The sequence below is a fragment of the Actinomadura sp. GTD37 genome, assembly GCF_041951365.1.
Classification (GTDB): domain Bacteria; phylum Actinomycetota; class Actinomycetes; order Streptosporangiales; family Streptosporangiaceae; genus Spirillospora.
The window spans coordinates 211,906-231,608 of record NZ_JBGNUS010000007.1 but is presented as its reverse complement, the minus strand read 5'-3'; the positions used below and the strand labels follow the sequence as shown (position 1 = coordinate 231,608).

Sequence of the window (19,703 nt, the reverse complement as noted above, 5' to 3'; positions counted from 1 at the left end):
CCGTCCCGGCCCTCCGCCCGCCCGGCTACGTGACCCGCACCCGCGAGCGGATCGCCTCGGGGGACCGGCGCGCCCGTGGCCGCCGGGCCCGGTCGAGCGTGAGTGCCGCGAGCGCCGCGCCCCCCAGCCCGGCCCCGATCCAGGCGGTGGACGCGTAGCCCTTCCCCGCGCCGGTCGTTCCAATACCGTTCAGAGGACGGACGCGACCTGGACGAACCGGCTCTCGTACCCCCGGGTGAGCACCCCGCGCCCGGGGACGCGCTCGGACGGCGTCGGCCCGCCCATCAGCAGGGCCGCGCACATCTCCGGGTGGAGCCCGTCGAGCAGCGAATCGGCGCCGGTGTACGGCCTCGTCGCCGTGCGGGCGACGACGAGGTGGAGGCGTCCCCCGCCGAGGTGCGGCCCGAGCGGCTGGAACAGCTCGCGGTCCAGCAGGGCGTGATCGTCCACGAGCAGGTAGAACTCCTGTGCGGGCGACCGCTCCAGGCGGCCGAGGAGCCTGTCGATCAGTGACCGGACCTGCGTCGACGTGGCGGCGTACTCACCGGACGAGATCCGGGGCCGGCCCGGCAGCCGGAAGTCCATGTCGTTCAGCCCGCCGCTCGGGTCGATGACGTACGGTTCCTCCCCGCCGGTGCTGAGGGCGTCGAAGACGAGGTACAGCACGTTCGTCTTGCCGGAGCCGGGCGGGCCGGCCACGGTGAGATGCGGCAGCTCCCGGAAGTCCAGCACGGCCGGGGCCTGCGTGCCGTACTCGACGCCGATGGGGATGCGCCCGTGCGACGCCATCGCGAGTTCGCCGCGCGGCAGGCGCACCGGAAGCGGGGACACCGCACCGCCCCACTCCGCCGGCGCGATCATGCGGAACCGCTCGGCGGTGTCGGGAGGCATCAGGGTGAGCAGGGCGCGCATGGCGGGGACCTCCCCGCACAGGACGAGCAGCGGGGCGTCGTCCCGCCCGGCCGATCCGGCGATCTCATCGATCACCGCCATGCCCATCGGCCCCGCCTCGGAGGTCACCAGTTCGCCCGCGTCGTGTACCAGCAGCACCCCGCCTCCCGACTCCCGGAGGAGCCCGGGGACGGTAGTGGCACCGTCACCCGAGTCGTGCGCCACCAGCATCCGCCAAGACGGCGCGGTCACGGTCGTGTGCGGCAGTTCGCCTCGGCGGGCGAGTCGCGCTCCGTACCACCGGGCCGCCGTCAGCATCTCTTGCCGGAACCGGCCGCAGAACACCAGATGGCCGTCCCGGTAAGAGCCGTCGAGCAGCGCCATGATCGGCTCGGCGGGTTCCTCCGCGGCCGGAGGCTCCGCCTCGTGGGCGCGGTTGCGGAACAGGCAGACGGCTCTGTTGTCGTCGTTGAACTCGGTGGAATACGGGCGCGGCCGGCCTCTGTCGGTGAGGTCCCGGTAGAGGGCCTCGTGAAGCGTCCGCATGTCCAGGCAGGCGGGCGCCCCCGCGATCCCGTCCTCGAGCGTTGCGATCAACGCGCCGGTGAACGTCGTGTGGAAGTGGCGGCCGGCCTGGTCGACGGGCGCGGGCCCGCTTTCGGACATCGCCGACATGACGAATGTCCTGTCGCCGGAGAGCGTGTCCGGAGGGAGGCCGTCTTCCAGCGTGCGTTCGGTGGAGCAGCAGTCCAGGAGCAGGACCTTGTGGCGCGGGCCGCCGGCGACCGCGTGGTGCAGCCGCTGGAAGGAGAGCGTGGCGGACGCCTCACCCGGCCGCGACGCGGGAAGGGCGAGGGAGAACTCGCCGCCTTCCTCCCGCAGGCCGTGCCCCGTGTAGTAGACCAGCAGCCCGTCCTCTGCCTCCTGGGCAGCGCGTTCGACGGTCTCCAGGACCTGCGCCATGTCCGCGGGCTCCGCCAGGACGACGCAGTTGCTCTCCGGCAGCCCCCAGACCCTCAGGTCGCAGAGGACCCGCCGCACCCCCTCCAGGTTGTGCCGGACGGCGGGCAGGTCCGGCAGCGAGGTGTACTCGGACACGCCGATCAGCACGGCACGGGAGCGCAGAGGATCGGCCTGGACGGGACCCGCCTCACGAACGGTCGCGGTGTCCCGCATGCGGCTGCGCGTACGGCGGATGAAGTCCCGCACCACGGGTTCGGGAGGCTCGTCCGCCACGGTGAAGCGTTGCCGGGAGCCGCCGCCGGCGCGGAAGTAGGCCGTCCGCTCGCCGGGGAAGGTGATGCCCGCCCGTCCCATGACGCGCTGGAGTACGGCGGGGGGGCCGGGGCCTGCGGCGACGCGCCAGCCGAGGAGGGGGAGGAAGCGGTCCCAGATCGTGGTGTTCTCGACCGTGGTCGAGGTGAGCAGCAGCTGGACGCCGAGGGACCTCCCGCGTTGCGCCAGCGAGAGGAGCGTTTCGCCGACCTGGGGCCTGCTCGCGGGCAGCGTCAGCGACACGTCGGCCACCACGAGCAGGCGCGGCGGGTCGGCGGCGGGGGGCGGTAGGCGCATGTCGCCCGCGACCACGTCCCCCGCGGCGCTCACCTGGAGGTCGCCTGAGAAACGGTCCGCGCCGACGCGGAAATCGGAGGCGCCTGGGATGGCGCGCGGTGGTGCGGCCGCCCTGGTGTCCAGCTCCTCCGACAGGAAGTCGAAGAAGTGCTGGAGCTTGTCGGGGTGCCCGAGCAGTTCGTCCTCGGAGTAGCGGACGTGCGGGAGGTCGAGGGGTTCGCCGAGGGGGTGTTCGCCGAGGCCCGCGAACACGAAATTGAGGTCGGCGGGGGAGTGGCCGGCGGCCAGGGCGAGCGTGATGGCGCGGACGACGCGCTGCCGGGCTTTCCAGGCGCCGATGACCAGGCCGTGCGGTAGGCCAGACGAGAAGTCGAGCGGGTAGACGGTGAGGACGTTGCCGTCCGGGTCGTGGCCGATGGCAGGGTTCCGCGGCTCCGATGCGGGGAGCGCCCACGTCTCGTGGAACATGCCGCTGGGCCCGCCGCCGTTCAGGCTGAGAACGTCGGGCTTGGGCACGGCCTCGCGCGAGGGAGGCTGCGCGCGCGCGGGGGAGCCCTCCGTGTGGCCTGCGCGGCGGCGTATCAGCTCCCGGATGGAGGCGGAGGCGTCGGGAGAGACGTGCGCGGGCCGGAACTCCTGCCGGACGGGCGCCCCCGTCGGGAGCTTCATGGACAGCGTCCGGTCGCGTGCGTCGGCGTGCCAGGTCGTGAGGTCCGCCGACCAGGGGGGGATCGCGGCGCCGTCCGGCGCGCAGAAGACGAAGCGGAATCCCGCGCCCGCTCCGGTCGTGCACAGCGATGTGAGGGAAGCGGTGAGCCCCCGGCCCCACTCGACCAGCGGGTCGGCGTCGTCGACGATCACGACGATCGCGGGGAGCGGGGCGAGCGGACGCCCCCTGGCGAGTGCCGCCTGGTATTGGTCCCACGTGGCGACCCCGGCGTCCCGGAGGACGGCTTCGCGGCGTCTCAGCTCGGCTCCGAGGTCCTGGAGTGCGCCCGCCAGCGCCGGGGTCGGCGTGGAGGGGATGTCCGCGTCGGTGACGTGGGGGAGGCCGTCCAGGTCCGTCAAGGAGGTGTCCCACGGCAGGCCGGCGAGCACGACGTTCACGAGGTCGGGCGAGTGGGTGAGGGCGAGGCTGAACACGATCGTCCGCAGCAGGGCCTCGCGGGCCGGGCGGGGGCCCGTGACGAGGCCGTGCGGCAGGTCGGGGCCGCCGTCGATGATGTCCAGGTAGATCCAGCCGCCGTGGCCGAGCGCGCCGATGAGCGTCTTCCGGGACGGCCCGCCCCAGAAGCGGTCGATCAGTTCCTCGGCGGACGCTCCGAGCAGTTCCACCAGGTCGGGGTCATGGGGCGGGGCCTCCGCGGGGGCGAGGTGAGTGCGGGTCTCGGGCGTGACCAGGGCGAAGTAGTCGGTGTCGGCCGTGAGGGCGACGGGGCCGCCGTCGGCGGGGAGGAGGGCGCGGAACGTCTCGGCGGCGGTGCCGGCGCGGCGTTCGATCTCGGCGGAGACGGCCTTGAGGACGTGGCGGGTGTGCTGGGCCTCGGGGCGCGGGAGCGTGTCGAGGAGGGCCTCGCGGGCGCCCGGGACGAACTCGTAGCGGACGTCGCCGGCCGGGCGCAGCAGGCCGCTCAGCAGGACCTCGGCGAGCTGCCCGGGGCCGGAGCCGCCGAGGATGCGGTGCTGGATGAGGCGCATCACCGGCAGGGACGGGACGGACACCGCGACGTGCGCGGCGAGTTCGGCGGCGTCCGGGGACGCCGTGGCCAGGAAGCGGCGCACCCGCTCGCCGACCGGCAGGTCGCGTTCGCGGCGGACCGGCGCCGGGCCGGACGTCCGGGCGGGCAGGGCCGCGACGGCGGCGGGCTGCGGGCCGGAACCGGAGACGAGGCCGGCCCAGGCGGCGAACCAGTGCGGCGCCACCTCCAGGACGGGAACGGGCGTGCCGGGCGCCGGGGCGCCGTCGAACGGGAGGAAGCGCAGGTCGGTGTTCGGGGCGCCGGGACGGGGGAGGGCGGCGAGGCCGGGCGTGGCCGGCGCGGCGGTGCGGCGCCACAGGCGTTCGGCGAGGGGCTGCAGGATCGCGGTCGGCCCGGCCTGCGCCCAGCGGCGGACCGCCCGCGCGGCCCGCCCGTCCCACCAGTGCGGCCCGGAGCAGTCGCTCAGCACGAGGACGGCGTGGCGGCCCGACGCGTCCAGCAGCGTGCCGGGGTCCTGGAGGGAGGCGCCGGGGGTCGCGGCGATGCGGCCCGTCCCGTCCAGGTAGGCGACGTGGACGTCGTGGAAGGCCCCCTGGCGGATCAGCGTCTCGGTCAGCTCGCCGGCGAGCGGACGCCAGAGGCGCATGGTGGGGCCGGTGTCGACGACCAGGGTGAGGGTGAGCCACCGTTCGGGCGACGGGACGAGGACGGGCGTCCACCGGCCGGTGTCGGCGATCCGCGCGGCCGTGGCCTCCTCGTCCAGCTCGCGCCGGTGCCGGGACGGGACGCGGCGCTTCAGCGGGCGCAGCGCCCGCTGCACGCCGAGGGCGTCCGCCAGCATCGGCGCCGTCGGCACGAGCACCTCCGCCGCCTCGCCGGCCGGTGCGGCGCCCGGCCCGGGACGCGGATGCAGGCCGGTGAGCGGCTCCGGAGCGGGCGGCGGCGCGGGAGCCGCCGGAGCCGGCGGAACCGGCGGCCGCGGGACCTCCGGAGAGCCGGGCACGGCCGGCGGCGGGACCGGCGGGACGGCGGACGGCGGCTCTCCGGCGGGGGCGATGTGGCAGGCGAGCCACAGCATCTCGCTCAGCTCGCGGGCGTCCGGCGGCGGCCCGATCGCGGACAGGGCCGCCCGCAGCCGGTCGATCTCACCCGCGGGGGGCCGCCGCCCGGCCCCGCCGTCAGTCGTCATCGACCGGCCCGGTCAGGTACGGCATGATCCGGTCGGCGAGGGCGCGGCGGTCCCCGGCGTCGGCGTGGCGGCACAGGTAGACGGCGTTGAGGAGCTGGTCGGTGGCGAGGGTGCCGGACGACGACCGTTCGAAGAAGCGCCGGACGAGGTCGTCGCTCTCCTCGGCCAGCGGCCCCAGGTGCTCCCGGACGATCGCGGCGAGCTCCGCCTCCCCGGACGGCTGGCGCAGCTCCACGGTGACGCAGCGCCGCAGGAACGCGGGCGGGAACTCGCGCTCGCCGTTGCTGGTCATCACGACCAGGGGGAAGGCGTTGCAGTGGACGGTCCCGGCGGTGACGGTGACCCGGGCGCCCGGCCCGTCCGCCGTCATGACCTCGGCGGACGGGTCGGCCCGCCGGGTGAGCTCCGGCAGTTCGTACTCGCCCTTCTCGAAGATCGTGAGGAGGTCGTTGGGCAGGTCGATGTCGCTCTTGTCGATCTCGTCCACCAGCAGCACGCGGGGACGGCCGTAGGGGAGCAGCGCGGTCCCGAGCGGGCCGAGGCGGATGTAGCGGCCGATGTCCTCCTCGGCGGGCGCGCCGTCCCGCCCGGCCGTCGCGCCGTCCCGTCCCGCCGCGTACAGGCGGGTCAGCGGGTCGTACTGGTAGAGGCCGTCGCGCAGCGTGGTCCGGCTGGTGATGGGCCAGTGCAGGACGGGCCCGAGATCCAGTTCGTGGGCCACCGCGTAGGCCAGCGTCGACTTGCCGGTACCGGGCGGGCCCGTCACCAGCAGCGGGCGACGCAGATACAGCGCGGCGTTGACCTGCTGCACGGCGTCGTCCGACGGCCGGTAGGTGGTCGCCTGGTGCTCGTTCCCGGAACCGCCGGGCGGCGTCTTCAGCACGGGTCCGCCGTCGAACGCGCGCCAGGGCGGCGGCGGCGGCAGCCGCGTGATGCCGTCGTGGGGGCGACGGCTCCCGGTGTAGAGCAGCCAGTCGGGCACCTATACCTCCATGGCGAGCGGGGGATCGGGCAGCCGGGACGGGTCGTCCCACAGCAGGGTCAGGTCGCGTCCGCAGTGCGGCTCGTCCTTGGGCGCGACGAGCGCGGCCTTGCGCAGGGCGAGCGCCACCCGCGGCAGGTCGCCCGGGTCCTCGTCGCAGACGGCGGCGGTCAGCTCGTCCAGGACGCGGTGCCCGCGGCAGTCGCCGTGGGTCGGCGCGTCGCACGGGGTGCGCGTCCACAGCATGACCGGGACGCCGTTGTTGAGCGCGGCCGTCAGCCAGCTCCTGACCGGGCGCGACCCGTAGACGAGCACGCAGAAGTCGACGTTCGCCTCCAGCCAGTCCTGGAAGTCGCGGCCCTTGCGCGGCGCGTCGCAGGCGATGGCCCGCGGGTCGCTGCGGCCGCGCTCGCGCAGCAGCCGCCACCGGTGGTGCGCCTGGTCGCGGCGGATCGAGTCGGGCCGCATCCGCTCCACGTCCCGCACGACCACCGGGTACCGGCGCATCGGGATCTTGTTGCGCGGGTCGAGGTGCCACTGCTCGAACGGCTTGCCGAGCCAGCTCTCCGGCACCGCGAACTCGATCATCCAGTCGCGGCCGAACAGCGCGGGCGCCAGCGCCGCCACGCCCGCCTCGACGGCCGGCCGCACCCGCCGGTCGGGGACCCGCTCGGTGGGCCGGGACGTCCCTGCGGCGCCGTCGATCCAGGTGTGGACGGTCACGTCGAAGGCGTTGTCGAACGTGACCCGCTCCAGCCGGACGATGACCGACGCGGGCCCGGCCCCCGGGGCGGGGCGCGGGGCGGCCGCCGCGCCGGGCAGGTGCCGCGCGGACCAGGCGTCGAACCGCCCGCGCGCCGCCTCGGGCAGGTGCCGGCCGAGCGCCGCGAGGTAGCGGACGAGCCGGTCCTCCGGCCAGCCCTCGGCGACGTACCGGACCGACGCCCACGCCGACCGGAACCCGCCGGACGCGCGGCGCCCGGTGACCTGTTCGAGCCCGGCGGCGAGAGGATCGGTGAAGCGCACACCGTCCAGGAGTCCGCGCAGCTCGCGGCGCGCGTCCCGGGTGAGCCAGCGGAGCGGGAGCAGGTCGTCCAGCTCCTCCCAGTGGGCGCGGATCCGCGGGAGGGGGAGCATCCAGCCGAGGTCGGCGCGGTCGCCGTGCCGGAGTTCGGCGTTCGTCACCATGCCGATGACCTCGCCCGTCGCCGCGTCGTACACGGCCGACCCGCTGTAGCCCTCCTCCAGCCAGTCGCCCGGCCCCGTCTTCAGCTCCCACCATTCGCGCCGCATGCCCCGGTGCGGGGACGTCGTGACGGTCGCATGCCGTTCGTTCTCGTCGGTGCGCCGGGGGAATCCGCAGACGGCGAACGTCCGCCCGGCGAGGTCGTGCTCGTGGAGGCCGTCGGGGCCGGCGAGCCGCGCGGGCTCGTACGGGACGGGCCGACGCAGTTCCAGGACGGCCACGTCGCCGGGGTCGCCCGCGCGCCGCCAGTCGCCGCAGCGGACGACCTCGGCGGGCAGGTCCTCCAGCAGGCCGGGGAAGCCGACGCGCGCCTCGTCCAGCCCCTGGACGGTGTGGGCGCAGGTCAGCAGCCGGGTCTCGGTGATGAGGAACGCCGCGCCGAGCTTGCCGCCGGACGGGTGGCCGACCCAGGCGCGCCACTGCCAGTCGTCCACGATGCCCGCTACGCCTCCTCCGCGGCCCCGGTGCCGGGCCGCCCCCAGGTCATCTTGACCTTCAGGTGCCCCTCGACGGAAGTCTTCGCGATGACGGCGCCGGCCGCCGCGTTGAGCTTGACGCCGAACTCCAGCTCGACCGCGTCCGGGTCGAGGCCGCCGCCGCGCAGCGCCGCGAGCGCCGACTGGGCCGCCTCCCGGACGCTGTCGAAGGCGTCCTCGAACTTGCCCGCCGCCTCGCGGAACAGGTCGCCGGTACGGGACACCGACTGGAATCCCGGGTCCCGGTCGTCGCTCTCCACGACGATCGTCCCGTGCTCGGTCTGCCAGCGCACCAGTTCGTTCACGCGGCAAATCTAACAAGATCATGTGTTCCGGCGTGCTTTCCTGGGGGGAACGCGGCCGGAGGAGGACAGATGATCACGGTGGAACAGGTGCGGGCGCTGGCGCTGACGCTGCCCCGCACGTCGGAGCACCTCATCAGGGACCGGGTGAAGTTCCGCGTCGGCTCGATCGTCTACGTCGCGTTCTCGCGGGACGAGACCGAGATGGGGTTCGCGTTCCCCAAGGAGGAGCGGGCCGCGCTGGTGGCCTCCGAACCGGCGAAGTTCCACCTTCCCCGGGAATCGGAGATGCGGTTCAACTGGGTGGAGTGCCGGACGGCCGCGCTCGACGAGCCCGAGATGCGCGAGCTGGTCGTCGACGCGTGGCGGATGGTCGTCCCGAAGAAGGTGGCCGCCGCGCGCCTCGACAACCTCTAGTGCGGCGGGGGCGCCGGGTCGACGGCGTTGCCGGCGCCGCAGCCGCCCTCGCCCGGCATCCGCTGGATCCGGGACGGCGACCACACGCTCGTCCGGCCCGGCGCGACGCGGGCGAGGACGCAGTCGAACGCGTCCGACAGGTACGGCTTCGCCTTCAGGACCAGGCCGACGACGTCCCCCCTGGTCGCGAACTCGCCGCTGATCGCCGGGTCCAGGTGGAGCGACGCGACCGCCGCGCGGACCTCCGCCTCGTCCGCACGGCCTCCCACCGGGACGCGCGGCAGCGCCTTCCGCAGCTTCTCGTACGGGATCTCCGGCGTCTTCGGCCATGGGCCGAACTTCAGTGCCGCCCCGGACGGGCATGCCACGAGGCGAGTGCCGTAGTCCTTCCATTCGGTGGTCGTCGAGAACCGCATCCGGAAGCAGCGCTGCACGGTGACGGGCTCGCCGTAGTACGGCCTGGCAGGCGCCCCCGTGCCGGAGACGCGGACCACGAGGACCACCCCGGTCCCGGCGGTGGACGCGCCCGTCATGCTCATGACCTCGACGCCGTCGAGATCCGCCGCCCGGTGCGCCAGGTCCCGCCCGGGAATCACCCGGGCGGTGTAGAGCTTGTCGCCCGCCAGGTCCGCGGTCCGCCGCGCGTCGTCGGTGGCCCGGTCCTCCGCCGTGGCGCCCTCCTCGGAGTAGGGGACCTGGCCGCACCCGGCGGCCGTCAGGCAGGTCAGCAGGACGATCCCGAGTCGGCGCATGCGGCCATGATCGCGGACGCGGAGAGCGCGGCCATCCGCTGATGTACTCATTTCGCGTCGAGGGTGACGGCGATCGGCCGGTGGTCGGAGTGGGGGACGGCCTCGTTCGCCGCGTCCCGTCCGACCAGGCCGGGCGTGACCAGGATGTGGTCGATCTGCTTCACCGGCTCCGGCGCGGCGGGGAAGGTGGCGAACGGGCGCGACGGTGCGAACGCGTCGGTCAGCCCCGCGCCCAGCAGGACGTCCCAGGGGCGGCTGCCGGGCTCCAGGTTGAGGTCGCCGGCGAGGACGACCTGGCGGCCGTCGCGTCCCTCCCGCCGGGCCAGCGCGGCGAGCTGCTCGGCCTGCCCGAGGTCCGACCAGTCGGCGGGCGGCTGCGTGTGCGTGGCGATCACCGTGAGGTCGCGGCCCCGCCACCGCAGCCCGACCGCGAGCGCCTGCGCGCCCGTCGGCCCGCCCTTCACCAGCGGCGTGTTCCGGACGGACGTGACCGGCAGGTCGGTGAGCAGCGCGTCGCCCCACACCTCGTCCCCGGCCGGAGCCCAGACCGCCCGCATCCCGAGCCGCTCGGAGATCAGCCGGAGCGAGTCGCGGCCGCCGTTCAGCAGCCAGCCCCGGTCCACCTCGCCGAGGACGACGACGTGCGGGCGCAGCGCGCGCAGGGCGTCGGCCTGCCGGGTCACGGTCATCGTCCCGTCCAGGCCGTAGCCCATGCGCACGTTGTACGCGGCCACGCGGAGGCCGCCGTCGCCGTCCGGGCGCCAGCGCGGGCCGGTGTCGCGCCACAGCGGGACGGCCGCGACCGCCAGGACGGCGACGGCCGCCGCGCCCACCGCCCACACCCCCGGGCCGCGCTCGCGCCGCACCGCCGGGGCGCGGACGGCCAGAGCGGCCGCACCCAGCGCGGCCGCCACCGGCACCCAGCGGTTGGGCGTGCCGAGGTCGTAGGCGGAGTAGTAGGCGAACATCAGCACGACGAACAGCAACCAGCCGCCCGCCATCGCCGTCCCGCGCCTGCCCGGCCGGTCGGGGCCGGGGACGGACGCGGACCAGCCGAGGCACCCGGCGAGCGCGAACTGGCCGAGCACCTGGGCGCCCACCGTCCAGGCCGGGGAGACGCCGTGGACGCCGTCCACGGTGGCGCGTCCGGCGGCGAACCCGGCCGCCGACAGGACGAGACCGGCGGCCGGCACCAGCGGATGCCGCGTCCACATCCGGGGCCTGGCCGCGACCTCCACCGACAGGACGGCGGCCGCCGCCACAACGGCCGCCGCCACGCCCCCGGACCATCCCGCGCTGGCCTGCGCGTGCGCCGCGTTGCCCGTGTAGAGGCCCCACAGGAGGAAGGCGGGCCCAGCGGCCAGCCAGATCCGGGGTGCGCCGTTCGTCGCCGGGCCGTCCGCCTCCGCGCCGCCGGGGGGTCGCCGGGTCAGGGTGAACGCGAACAGCCCCAGGTAGGCCGCCAGCGGCAGCCACGGGACGAAGCCCGTCCGCCACACCAGGTCGATGCCCTCGACGGCCGCGTGCAGCGCGGTCGCGGCCGCGAGCCCGCCCGCGAAGCCGGTCATGGCGGGCGCCGCGTCCCGGACGGTCATCGCGGTCGCGGTCAGCCACACCAGCCCGCCGAGCAGGCCCGCACTGGCCGCGTAGAGCTGGGCGTCGCCGCCGTCCGTGACCTGGAGCGCGAGCCGGGCGGCGACGAGCAGGGCCGCGCCGCCGGCCGCGAGCCGCCGGGCCGGGACGAACCGGGCCAGCGGGACGGTGAGGAAGGCCGCCGCGAACCAGGACAGCGCGTACGCGCCCATGACCTCGGCCGGGGTCTCGCCCGCGCTCCCCACCAGCGTGATGAGCGACGGCAGGAAGACGTGCAGCACGTCCGCCAGCACGACCACGCCCAGCAGGACGTCCCATCGGATCCGCGGCACCGGCGCCCTCCCACCCCAAGAATGTGAGGAAGTCTCACGTAGCGCGCGGGCGGGCGCAAGAGGGGCGGGCGTCAGGCGTCCGCCGGCTGCGCCTCGGGCTCCGCCTCCGCGACCGGATCCGGCTCGTCCGGCGACGCGACCGGTTCGCGGCGGCCCCACGCCATCGCCGCGGCGAAGCAGGCGAACGGGAGGGCGGGCAGCATGTACCGGTAATCGAAATCGACCATGATCGGCGGAACCGCCAGGAGAGTGACCCCGGACGTCCAGAAGAGCGCGGTCCGCGCCCGCGCCCGCCGCTGCACCATCCCGGCCGCGCCCGCGAGGAGGACGACCCCGAGCACGGTGCCGGGCACGCTCACACGCTCCTGGTACCCGCGCATGAAGCCGGCGTACGGCTCGACGATGTGCGTGCGTCCCGTGCCGTGCGAGTACTCGCGGACGACCGTCCGCCGGGTGCCGCCGCCGAGCACGGGCAGCTCCGGCTTGCGCGCGGTGGGCTTCGTCGGGAAGTGGTACCTGGCCTCCGTCCCGACCGTCGGGTACTGCGACCGGTGCCACGAGAACGTCCGGACGAAGAAGTCGTAGGAGACGACGCGCAGGTAGTCGAGCGGCTGGTTGCGGATCGCCCACACCGCGAACCGCTGCGCCCGCGCGTTGGTCTCCTCGTCGAACGCCTTCCCGTTGGACCACCCGGTCGGCGAGTTGGCCTCCCAGATCTGGTGGGACGACGCGGGACGGCCGCCCTTGTCCCCGTACGGGCAGAGGCTCGCCAGGTCGCGCGGCGGCGCGTGCGCGTCGCAGTCGGCGAACGCGGCCGTCCGCCCCCACAGGAAGATGCCGTCCACCCCGGACATCCCGAACCGGCCGTGCTCCTGCTGGTACCACGTCGCGTACGCGCCCACCGGCAGGACGAACGCCACCGCGAGCGCCGCGTACACCGGCCACCTCGTCCGCCGCACCAGCAGGTACAGGACGACGATCACGAACAGCGGCACGCCGACGGTGCGTGTGACGACCGCCACGCCGAGCAGCGCGCCCACCGCGGCCGCCCGCCGCCACCCGGCCGCCCCCGGCTTCGCCAGGAGCAGCATCGCCCCGAACACCAGGACGGTGAACAGGGTGTCCGACAGGAGGAGGTGCTCGAGTTCGATCTGGAACGAGTCCAGCAGGATCGGCGTGACGGCCAGCGCCGCCCACGTCCGGCGGACCTCGAAGTCCCGCACGAGCATCCGGTAGCCGAGCACCGCCAGCCCGACGATCGCCGCGTGCTGCAGCAGCGTCACCAGCGCCAGACTGTGGAACGGCTTCAACGCCCACAGGAACAACCCGTAACCGGACGGCCGCAGCGGATGCGGGAACGGATCGTCCGCGATCCGGACGAAGTCGTAGCTGTCGTTGAACCACAGCACGCCGCGGAACCCGAGCATGGTGACCACCCGCAGTACCACGCCCGCGAGCAGCACCACCGCGAACAACCAGTGGCCCCTCACCGCGCTCACCAAGGCACCGGCCTTCACACGGCGATCGGCAAGAGGGGAGAACAGCACGGGGGAACCTAACTGTGGACGAGCGGGCGGACGAAATCCCGCGCCGAACGGACATCGGCCGTATCACGCCGGGGCGGGCCACCAGGCTGCGTCACCGCATCCGCCCACGCATCGGCCGCGATCCTACCAGCGCGATCTCCCACCCCCTCAGCCCAGCGCTCCCGTAGGGTCGGGCGATCGCCGACCGAAGGAGCCGATCATGGCGGGCCCGGTGCCGGAGCAGATCGAGCATTACGTGCGAATGCTCGAACAGTTGCTCCACCTTCCGGTCTGCCCGGCGGAGAGCCTGTCCTGGACGGTCGTCCGCCCGCACAAGGCCGGCCTGACGGCGCAGGAACTGGTACGCCGGTTGCACGGCGACCCGGACGCCCTGACCACCCGCCGCCCGGACGACAACAGCGACTACGACTTCGTCGACGCGGTGTTCCTCGAAGACCGCGGCGACGTGTTCGTCGTCGTCGCCTACGGCGCCGCCGCCGCCGAGGTGGAGGCGCTGCAGCAGCTCAGCCGGGACGCCACGGTCCACTCGGTGTTCTGGCTGATCAACAACTACAACCGGCTCTACCACCTCGTCGACGGCGCAGTGATCACCGAACTGGACCTGCTCGAACCGCTGACCCGATGGGGCGCCGACCCGGACGCCCTGACCGACCACCTCGGCGCGCTGTGCGACCTCGCCGCACGGACCACCCCGGGCCCGGACTGGGAGACCGCGATGGCCACCCTGGAGTCGCTGACCGGACAGCGCCTCGACGCCGCCTGGTTCGCCCGCCCCCAGCTCTGCGCCGAGGCGAACCGCGTCCGGCACTAGGCTGCCGGGTTCTCCGTGCTGCCGGTCGCTGTCACGTTGGTCGAGGTGTTCGTCCGCGGATTGGTGCGGGGTTGTCCAAGGTCAAGGCAGATGATCAGTGACGAACCGGACGCGGTCCTCCACGGGCGCGCGGGGCAGTTCCACCAGCTCATAGCCGTACTCGGTATAGGTCGTGACCATGGACTCGTAGGTCCGTTCCGCCTCGTCCCGTGACTGCTTGCGCTCGGTGTCCCGCGCGTAGATCTCAGGCCACGGCGGAGCGATGAACACGCGCTCGTCGTAGCGAAAAGTGCGGGCCGCGGTGTCCAGGTGCGCGGGGACAGACCGCCCCTCAAGCCGAAGGTAGCCGACGATGTCGGGGATCCCGCGATCGAAGAAGACAGGCCCCGTCCGAGCCTCCATGCCGCGATAGGAGCGCAGTTCCCAGCAGAGCATCATCTCGGCGAACAGATCCACGTCCTGCCACGGAAGCGCGCGGCCTCCGATGGCCACTTGGTCCTGGATGACACCGCGTCCGGCCTCATAAGACCGAGCAAACCCAGCATCCTGCAGGCCGTCGACCAGGGTGCTCTTCCCGGCCCCAGGCCCCCCGGTGACCACGACGAACCCCTCCGCTCCCACGCCGGTGCGCCCCCTCTCGGCTCTGGAACCGTTCGAGGCTACCGCCGCTTGAGGTCGGTCAGGAGCGAGCGGAACGCGGTCGGGGCAAGGAGGAGCTTCGGGCCGTCCGGGTCCGTGGAGTCCCGCACACCGACACCCTCAGGTCGCTCTGCCAACTCCACGCAGTTGCCGCCGAGGTTGTCGCTGTGACTCGACTTTCGCCAGTTCAGCTCCATCTTTCCTCTAAAACCTTTCGGATGAGGCTACCGCCGCTTGAGGTCGGTCAGGAGTGCCAGGAACGCGGTCGGGGTAAGGAGGAGATTCGGGCCGTCCGGGTCTTTGGAGTCCCGCACGCCCACGGCCTTGGGGAGAGCGGCCAACTCAACACAGGCCCCGCCGTGGTCGTTGCTGCGCTGAGCTTTGCGCCAGGTCACGTCGTCCACCGGTCTATCGCCTTTCGTATGAAGTCGCGAGAGTCGCTGACGCTTAGTGCACGCGCCTGCAACTCCGCGAACTCGCCGACGACGGTCAAGATATCCCTTGGATCGTCAGAGGCGCTTCCCCGACTGACGTCTCCAGAGAGACCAGTTCCTCCCCCGTGGGCTGTGTCGCGATGTTGAATGATCCAGAGACGCCACGGTAGTACGCGATCGGTGCTATCTGGACGATGATGTTTTCCTGCTCGGTCATCTGGAGTAGGTGCTCGCATTGGGCCCTCATCACGACTGGGCCACCGACCTCCCGCATGAGCACGCTTTCGTCCATGACGACCACCAGCCTGGGAGGCGACTCGCGGAGGAGGATCTGCTGCCGTTTCAGTCGGGCTTCAAGGGCGATCTCGGCGGGAAGGAGGACGTGAGCGTACTCCTTGGTCTGCAGGAGGCCGGTCACGAAGGTCGCCTCGTAGGCGCGGAGGAGTTCGGCCGACGCTTCGGCCTCCGAGTAGTCGGAGAAGAACTTCGGGTAAGCCGCGGAGCGGAGGTGCTTGGTCCAGGCTGCGGCGAGTTGATCGTCCGTGCCCAGCGCCTGGTCCATGCGCTGGGCGAAGTCCTTGCGGCAGCGTGTGTTGCCGCTCTCCACCTGTGAGATGTACGAGGGGGTGACCGCTATTCGCTTGGCGAGTTCCGTACGGGTGATGCCCGCGTCTTCCCGCAGGCGTCTGACGTCTGCGCCGAATGCCTTGAGGGCGGGGGACGGCTTGCGCTTGGCGGCCATGGCGGGGGGACCTCCAGTAGATCTGAAGTGTTCTAAAGCGGTTGTGAGTCCCAGAGCTGCGTCTCGGAGCTTGAATAGTCACATTACGCCTCGGAGTGGATTCTGTGCACTGAGTCACGGAAATCCGGAGGTGATCGTTTATGCAGGGGCGTGCGGAGATCGTCGTCCAGGTTCGGGCGGAGTCGGTCAAAACGGCTCGGGACTGGACTGGGAACGTCCTGGAGAAGTGGGGGCAGGACGCATATGTAGCGCAGGTCGTGGTGTCGGAGCTCCTCACCAACGTCCTGCAGCACAACGGGGAGTACCTCGGCGACCGTGCGGCTCCTCCAAGCTGACAAGGGCACGGTCGTGGAGGTCTGCGACTCCTCCGACGTCCTGCCGGCCGCGGGGTCGGCGAGGCTGCTGAGCGAGGACGGGCGCGGGCTGGCGATGCTCGGCGCGCTCGTCAAGGAGTGGGGCGCGCAGCCGCTCGGAGGCGGCGGGAAGACCGTGTGGGCACTCTTGCCGGACGGGGCGGCGTGAGCGAAGCCGACGTGCTGGCACGGCTGCGGGAGTGCTTCCCCGGCTGGGCGGTGCGGGTGGAGCGCGGCATGTGGCGGGCTTCGGGGCCCCTTCTCCTTTCGGCGTCGTCACCGGAATTGCTGGAAGCGGCGATGAACGGGGAACCTCGCATCCCGCATGACCTCGCAGCACGCAGAGTCCAAATCCGCGCGCAGCGTGAGAGGCGCGTCCGGCGACGCTGATCGATGGGCGCGGGGCCGGGAAATCTGGCCGGGTATGGCGTCTTGCCTGAGGGGAGGGTGATCTGGGCTCGTTCAGTCGTCCAGGATCTCGATCACCGGTAGTGTTCCGTCGATCCTGGCTCCCGCGGACTCCGGAGGGATCGCCTCGTCTTCCCGTACCGCCTTTGTCACCTTCATCGGTGCATGCGGTGTCACCAGATACTTGCCCGGAGGCAGCAGTTTGTGGTCGGGGAGGACGATTCTCGTCGTGGTCGTCCAGCGGCTCATGGTGGCGCACTCCGCCTCGACGAACGGCTGCTGTTCGCCCACGGTGTCACCTCGCACGGGGAGGGTGACGGCGCCGGATATCTTCTGCGGGATGTCGTTCCGCTTCGCCGGCGGCATGCGGTAAAAGGTGAGATAGTCCGGACTTTTGACATCGAGTTGGTCTTTGCTGAGCCCGATTCCCCATCCGTATGCGTGGGTTTTGGGCGGGGTCGCTTTGTGGCCGAAGCATTGGCGTTCACCGCTCGGGGTGTAGTAAACGCCTCCGGGAGTGCGCCCGTGGAACTCTTCTATGAGGCGCACCTCCGTTCCGGTCTTCGCCCTGGCCGGGGTGAGCGTGTACTTGAAGTCGATGTACGGAGTCTCCGCAGCGGGCAGGTATGTCTGGCCAAGGAGGACACCCGGGTTGGTGAAGTACGCGTGGACGCCTGCGTGGCTCGTCCCGCCCACGCTCGGGCCGGGCCAGAAGAGCCAGGCCGCGATCACGCCGCCCACGCCGACTACCCCGATGCCGGCGGCTCCCTTCGCGCCGCCGACCTTGCTCAGGAAGCCCTTGGACACGGACGCGCCGGCTTTCGCCATCGTGTCGACCGACGCGGCGCCCTGGGCGAGACCGGCCGCCACATGACCCGCGGCCGTGGAGGCCGCCGCGCCGGTCGCCGATGCGCCAGGTGCGAGAAGGGCACCGCCGAGCATCGCGAGTGGCACGGCCGTCACCACGGCCGCGGCGACCGCACCGAGTGCGAGGATTCCGCGCCTTTCCCAATCCGGTCCGTAGACCTGGACGGCGACCGATTCCAGTTCGCTCACGAACTCGTACGCGTTCGAGACCCGATCGCTCGGGCTCTTCGCCAAACCCCGCCGGACGAGTGGACGCAGCGGCTCCGGAACATTCTCCAACGATGTGAGGCCCTGCTCGTGTGCGCTCTTCAGCTCGGCGAGAGTCGTTCCCCCGAAGGGCTTCTTGCCGGTGACGCATTCGACGAAGACGCATGTCGCCGCGTAGAGGTCGGTCGCCGGGGTGGCGGGTCCACCCGCCCACTGCTCCGGGGACATGTACCTGGGCGTCCCCGCCAGGTCGCCGCCCTGCCCGGTGAGAACGGCGACACCGAAGTCGATCAGTTTGCTCTGCCCGTCGTCCCTGACGAGCACGTTGCCGGGTTTGTAGTCGCGGTGGACGACCCCGACCGCGTGCGCCGCCGCCAACCCGAGCAGCGAGCCCTTCAACGTCGCCAACGCGGCTTCGGCCGTCAGCGCTCCTTCGTGCTCGTCCAAGACCTTGCGGAGCGGACGCCCGGGGACCGCCTCCAGAATGATCGCCGCGCCCCAGGGCGACTCCAGGTAGTCGAATAAGCGCGCCACATGCGGGTTGTTCACCCGCTTGAGCATCTGCGCTTCGTGGCGGAAGACGCTCCGCGCGGCCGTGTCACCGAGCAGGGCGGGGGCCAGGTACTTGATCGCGACCGGTCCGCCGCCGGACTCGTGCCGCGCGAGCACGACCTCACCTTGGGCGCCCGTCCCCAGCTCCGCGAGTTCGACGAACCCGGGCAGCCGATGTTCGCGCGGGGTCACTGGCCCGTGTTGGTCTGGATCTCGCCCACGACGAGCGGCGTGGGCGCGGATGTGACGGGGTTGTCCGGGAGGACGCCACCATCGGAGTCGCAGTCGTCGCCCGTGCACGTCCACGCGACGCCCCAGTTGATCGTCGCGGTGATCATGTATTTGCCGCCGGGCTCTGACGCGGACGACCGCTGGTAGGTGTAATTGCAGGTCTTGCCGTCCTTGGTTCCGGCGCCCGTGCAATCGAACTTCTTCTCGCCCATGTTCCATGTCACGGACTCGGCCTTGGCTGTCAACTGGATCGTCTGCGCGCCCACGGTGATCGGTTCAGTCTGCACGTCCTGGAAGCCGTCCACCCACAGAGCCGTCCGTAGCCTCACGAACGTCTTGTCCGCGGGGGCCGTGTGCACGGTGGGCGTGGGGAATTCGGCGGCGGCCTGCGCCATGGCGACCAGGTCGGCCGTTGCGGGGGGTGCGGGCGGGGGAGCAGCCGCCCCCGGGACTCCTATGACACCTGGTGCCTGGTCCGGGGTGAGCCCCTCTGGTGTAGGAGGCACCCAGGGGCCGCCGCCGCCACCGCCCGGCGCCGTGCCGCCTCCTCCGGTTCCAGGCGTGCGAATGGTCTTATTGCAGTTCGCATGCGTGCCGTTGGTGACCTTGCAGGGTGCGGCCTGGGCCGGGGCGGCGAGCAGCAAGGGCACGGTCAGGACCGTAGCGGTGAGGACCGTAGCGGTGAGGGCGGCGGCCGTCGGGCGTCTGGTGTGGGTGTGGGCAGACATCGGGTGTCCTTCCCTGCGAACCGTCAGCATTGCCGGTCCCGGACGTTGGCGGCGACCTTCCAAGTGCCGGAGGCGTACGCGACGGTGGCCCGGTACACGAAGGCTCCCCCAGGAAGCTGCTCGATCCGCTTGCCGGTCTGCGCGGAGTAGCGGTAGGCGGCGAGAGTGTTGACGCAGTCGATGACGTAGACCTTCGTGCTGTCCTTGGAGCGGGCGTAGACGCGCGGGTTGAACGTGTTCGTGAAGCGCCAGATGACGCCCTTGGCCTTGGTGGCCTCCACGTCGTCGGCGACCTCGGTGAGGAGGGGGGCCATGGCGACGTCGGGGAGGGCGCTGGGGTCGTTGGTCTCGTAGGCCTTCTTGTAGGCGTCCTGGTAGGCGCGGTAGCGCTGGAGGACCGTCTTGTAAAGCTCCGCCGTGGGGATGGACGAGGGCGCGCCGGCGGCGGGTGCGGTCGTGGCGGCGCCGTTGTCCAGGGAGCCGTTCGGGGCCAGTTCGCCGTTCGAGGACGGGCCGGGCGAGCCGCAGCCGGCGACCGTGCACACGGTCAGCAGGGCGACCATGGCGGCGGCGCGGTGTGACCCGAGCAGGGAGGAACGTACCAACCGGGCGCGCATCGTCTTCCTTGAGCGGCAGCCGACAACGGGGCGGAATACGCGCGAAAGCTTACAGAGATGCGTGGGGCGAGAAAAGGGATTCGTTGCGACCAGGTTGACCTCAACCATGCTTGAG

Annotated in this window: 18 protein-coding genes; 4 read left to right on the top strand and 14 right to left on the bottom strand. The window is 72.4% G+C overall.

Going from position 1 to position 19,703, the window contains the following annotated elements:
• Window positions 1–189: 189 nt before the first annotated feature.
• From ACA511_RS31505 to ACA511_RS31490, 4 genes are read right to left on the bottom strand one after another with little or no spacing between them, the layout of a single operon-like run.
• The gene (locus ACA511_RS31505; RefSeq protein ID WP_375028302.1) at window positions 190–5,352 is read right to left on the bottom strand and encodes an SAV_2336 N-terminal domain-related protein; all 5,163 of its coding nucleotides are present in this window, start codon (window positions 5,350–5,352) and stop codon (window positions 190–192) included.
• Entirely contained in the window at window positions 5,342–6,334 is a 993-nt protein-coding gene (locus tag ACA511_RS31500) for an AAA family ATPase (protein WP_375028301.1), read from the bottom strand. The genes ACA511_RS31505 and ACA511_RS31500 overlap by 11 nt, the downstream gene beginning before the upstream one ends.
• Window positions 6,335–8,014, bottom strand: coding sequence for a trypsin-like peptidase domain-containing protein (locus ACA511_RS31495; protein ID WP_375028300.1), 1,680 nt, complete (start codon window positions 8,012–8,014; stop codon window positions 6,335–6,337). It abuts the gene before it with no gap.
• Between the two features lie 8 nt (window positions 8,015–8,022).
• Window positions 8,023–8,361 carry a CU044_2847 family protein gene (locus ACA511_RS31490; protein ID WP_375028299.1) on the bottom strand — a complete coding sequence of 113 codons (339 nt, stop codon included), beginning with the start codon at window positions 8,359–8,361 and terminating at the stop codon, window positions 8,023–8,025.
• A 69-nt stretch (window positions 8,362–8,430) separates the two neighbouring features.
• On the opposite strand from ACA511_RS31490, the gene ACA511_RS31485 reads away from it, so the two are divergent.
• Window positions 8,431–8,775 (top strand): MmcQ/YjbR family DNA-binding protein, encoded by a 345-nt coding sequence (locus ACA511_RS31485; protein WP_375028298.1) that lies wholly within the window; start codon window positions 8,431–8,433, stop codon window positions 8,773–8,775.
• Here the strand turns inward: ACA511_RS31485 and ACA511_RS31480 are convergent.
• From ACA511_RS31480 to ACA511_RS31470, 3 genes are all read right to left on the bottom strand, one after another.
• Window positions 8,772–9,527 carry a hypothetical protein gene (locus tag ACA511_RS31480; RefSeq protein WP_375028297.1) on the bottom strand — a complete coding sequence of 252 codons (756 nt, stop codon included), beginning with the start codon at window positions 9,525–9,527 and terminating at the stop codon, window positions 8,772–8,774. The two genes, ACA511_RS31485 and ACA511_RS31480, sit on opposite strands and share 4 nt — an antisense overlap.
• A 47-nt stretch (window positions 9,528–9,574) precedes the next feature.
• The gene (locus tag ACA511_RS31475) at window positions 9,575–11,452 is read right to left on the bottom strand and encodes an endonuclease/exonuclease/phosphatase family protein (protein ID WP_375028296.1); all 1,878 of its coding nucleotides are present in this window, start codon (window positions 11,450–11,452) and stop codon (window positions 9,575–9,577) included.
• 71 nt (window positions 11,453–11,523) lie between these two features.
• The gene (locus tag ACA511_RS31470) at window positions 11,524–12,951 is read right to left on the bottom strand and encodes a hypothetical protein (RefSeq protein ID WP_375028295.1); all 1,428 of its coding nucleotides are present in this window, start codon (window positions 12,949–12,951) and stop codon (window positions 11,524–11,526) included.
• A gap of 247 nt (window positions 12,952–13,198) precedes the next feature.
• Here ACA511_RS31470 and ACA511_RS31465 point away from each other — a divergent pair, with 247 nt between their 5' ends.
• Entirely contained in the window at window positions 13,199–13,810 is a 612-nt protein-coding gene (locus ACA511_RS31465; protein WP_375028294.1) for a DUF6461 domain-containing protein, read from the top strand.
• 81 nt (window positions 13,811–13,891) lie between these two features.
• Here ACA511_RS31465 and ACA511_RS31460 read toward each other — a convergent pair whose 3' ends face one another.
• The 4 genes from ACA511_RS31460 to ACA511_RS31445 form a co-directional block, all read right to left on the bottom strand.
• A complete protein-coding gene (locus ACA511_RS31460; RefSeq protein WP_375028418.1) occupies window positions 13,892–14,410 on the bottom strand; it encodes an AAA family ATPase in 519 nt (172 codons plus the stop codon).
• A gap of 59 nt (window positions 14,411–14,469) precedes the next feature.
• A complete protein-coding gene (locus tag ACA511_RS31455) occupies window positions 14,470–14,646 on the bottom strand; it encodes a DUF397 domain-containing protein (protein ID WP_375028293.1) in 177 nt (58 codons plus the stop codon).
• A 27-nt stretch (window positions 14,647–14,673) separates the two neighbouring features.
• Window positions 14,674–14,853: a DUF397 domain-containing protein gene (locus ACA511_RS31450; protein ID WP_375028292.1), complete on the bottom strand. Its 180-nt coding sequence runs from the start codon at window positions 14,851–14,853 to the stop codon at window positions 14,674–14,676.
• 85 nt (window positions 14,854–14,938) lie between these two features.
• Complete coding sequence (locus ACA511_RS31445) at window positions 14,939–15,625, bottom strand: helix-turn-helix domain-containing protein (protein ID WP_375028291.1); 687 nt, start codon at window positions 15,623–15,625, stop codon at window positions 14,939–14,941.
• A 140-nt stretch (window positions 15,626–15,765) separates the two neighbouring features.
• On the opposite strand from ACA511_RS31445, the gene ACA511_RS31440 reads away from it, so the two are divergent.
• On the top strand, window positions 15,766–15,960 hold the full coding sequence (locus ACA511_RS31440; RefSeq protein ID WP_375028290.1) for a hypothetical protein: 195 nt from the start codon (window positions 15,766–15,768) through the stop codon (window positions 15,958–15,960).
• A complete protein-coding gene (locus tag ACA511_RS31435) occupies window positions 15,941–16,147 on the top strand; it encodes an ATP-binding protein (protein ID WP_375028289.1) in 207 nt (68 codons plus the stop codon). The genes ACA511_RS31440 and ACA511_RS31435 overlap by 20 nt, the downstream gene beginning before the upstream one ends.
• Window positions 16,148–16,440: 293 nt before the next feature.
• Here ACA511_RS31435 and ACA511_RS31430 read toward each other — a convergent pair whose 3' ends face one another.
• The 3 genes from ACA511_RS31430 to ACA511_RS31420 form a co-directional block, all read right to left on the bottom strand.
• Window positions 16,441–18,204, bottom strand: coding sequence for a serine/threonine-protein kinase (locus ACA511_RS31430; protein WP_375028288.1), 1,764 nt, complete (start codon window positions 18,202–18,204; stop codon window positions 16,441–16,443).
• Entirely contained in the window at window positions 18,201–18,638 is a 438-nt protein-coding gene (locus ACA511_RS31425) for a hypothetical protein (RefSeq protein WP_375028287.1), read from the bottom strand. Before ACA511_RS31425 ends, ACA511_RS31430 begins: the two co-directional genes overlap by 4 nt.
• Before the next feature lie 356 nt (window positions 18,639–18,994).
• A complete protein-coding gene (locus tag ACA511_RS31420) occupies window positions 18,995–19,588 on the bottom strand; it encodes a hypothetical protein (protein ID WP_375028286.1) in 594 nt (197 codons plus the stop codon).
• Window positions 19,589–19,703: the final 115 nt, after the last annotated feature.

Excerpts from the sequence above, each read along its gene's own strand:
- ACA511_RS31505 (WP_375028302.1), bottom strand. The coding sequence starts at position 5,352 with ATGACGACTGACGGCGGGGCCGGGCGGCGGCCCCCCGCGGGTGAGATC.
- ACA511_RS31485 (WP_375028298.1), top strand. The coding sequence starts at position 8,431 with ATGATCACGGTGGAACAGGTGCGGGCGCTGGCGCTGACGCTGCCCCGC.
- ACA511_RS31480 (WP_375028297.1), bottom strand. The coding sequence starts at position 9,527 with ATGCGCCGACTCGGGATCGTCCTGCTGACCTGCCTGACGGCCGCCGGG.
- ACA511_RS31465 (WP_375028294.1), top strand. The coding sequence starts at position 13,199 with ATGGCGGGCCCGGTGCCGGAGCAGATCGAGCATTACGTGCGAATGCTC.
- ACA511_RS31455 (WP_375028293.1), bottom strand. The coding sequence starts at position 14,646 with ATGGAGCTGAACTGGCGAAAGTCGAGTCACAGCGACAACCTCGGCGGC.
- ACA511_RS31445 (WP_375028291.1), bottom strand. The coding sequence starts at position 15,625 with ATGGCCGCCAAGCGCAAGCCGTCCCCCGCCCTCAAGGCATTCGGCGCA.
- ACA511_RS31440 (WP_375028290.1), top strand. The coding sequence starts at position 15,766 with ATGCAGGGGCGTGCGGAGATCGTCGTCCAGGTTCGGGCGGAGTCGGTC.
- ACA511_RS31425 (WP_375028287.1), bottom strand. The coding sequence starts at position 18,638 with ATGGCGCAGGCCGCCGCCGAATTCCCCACGCCCACCGTGCACACGGCC.
- ACA511_RS31420 (WP_375028286.1), bottom strand. The coding sequence starts at position 19,588 with ATGCGCGCCCGGTTGGTACGTTCCTCCCTGCTCGGGTCACACCGCGCC.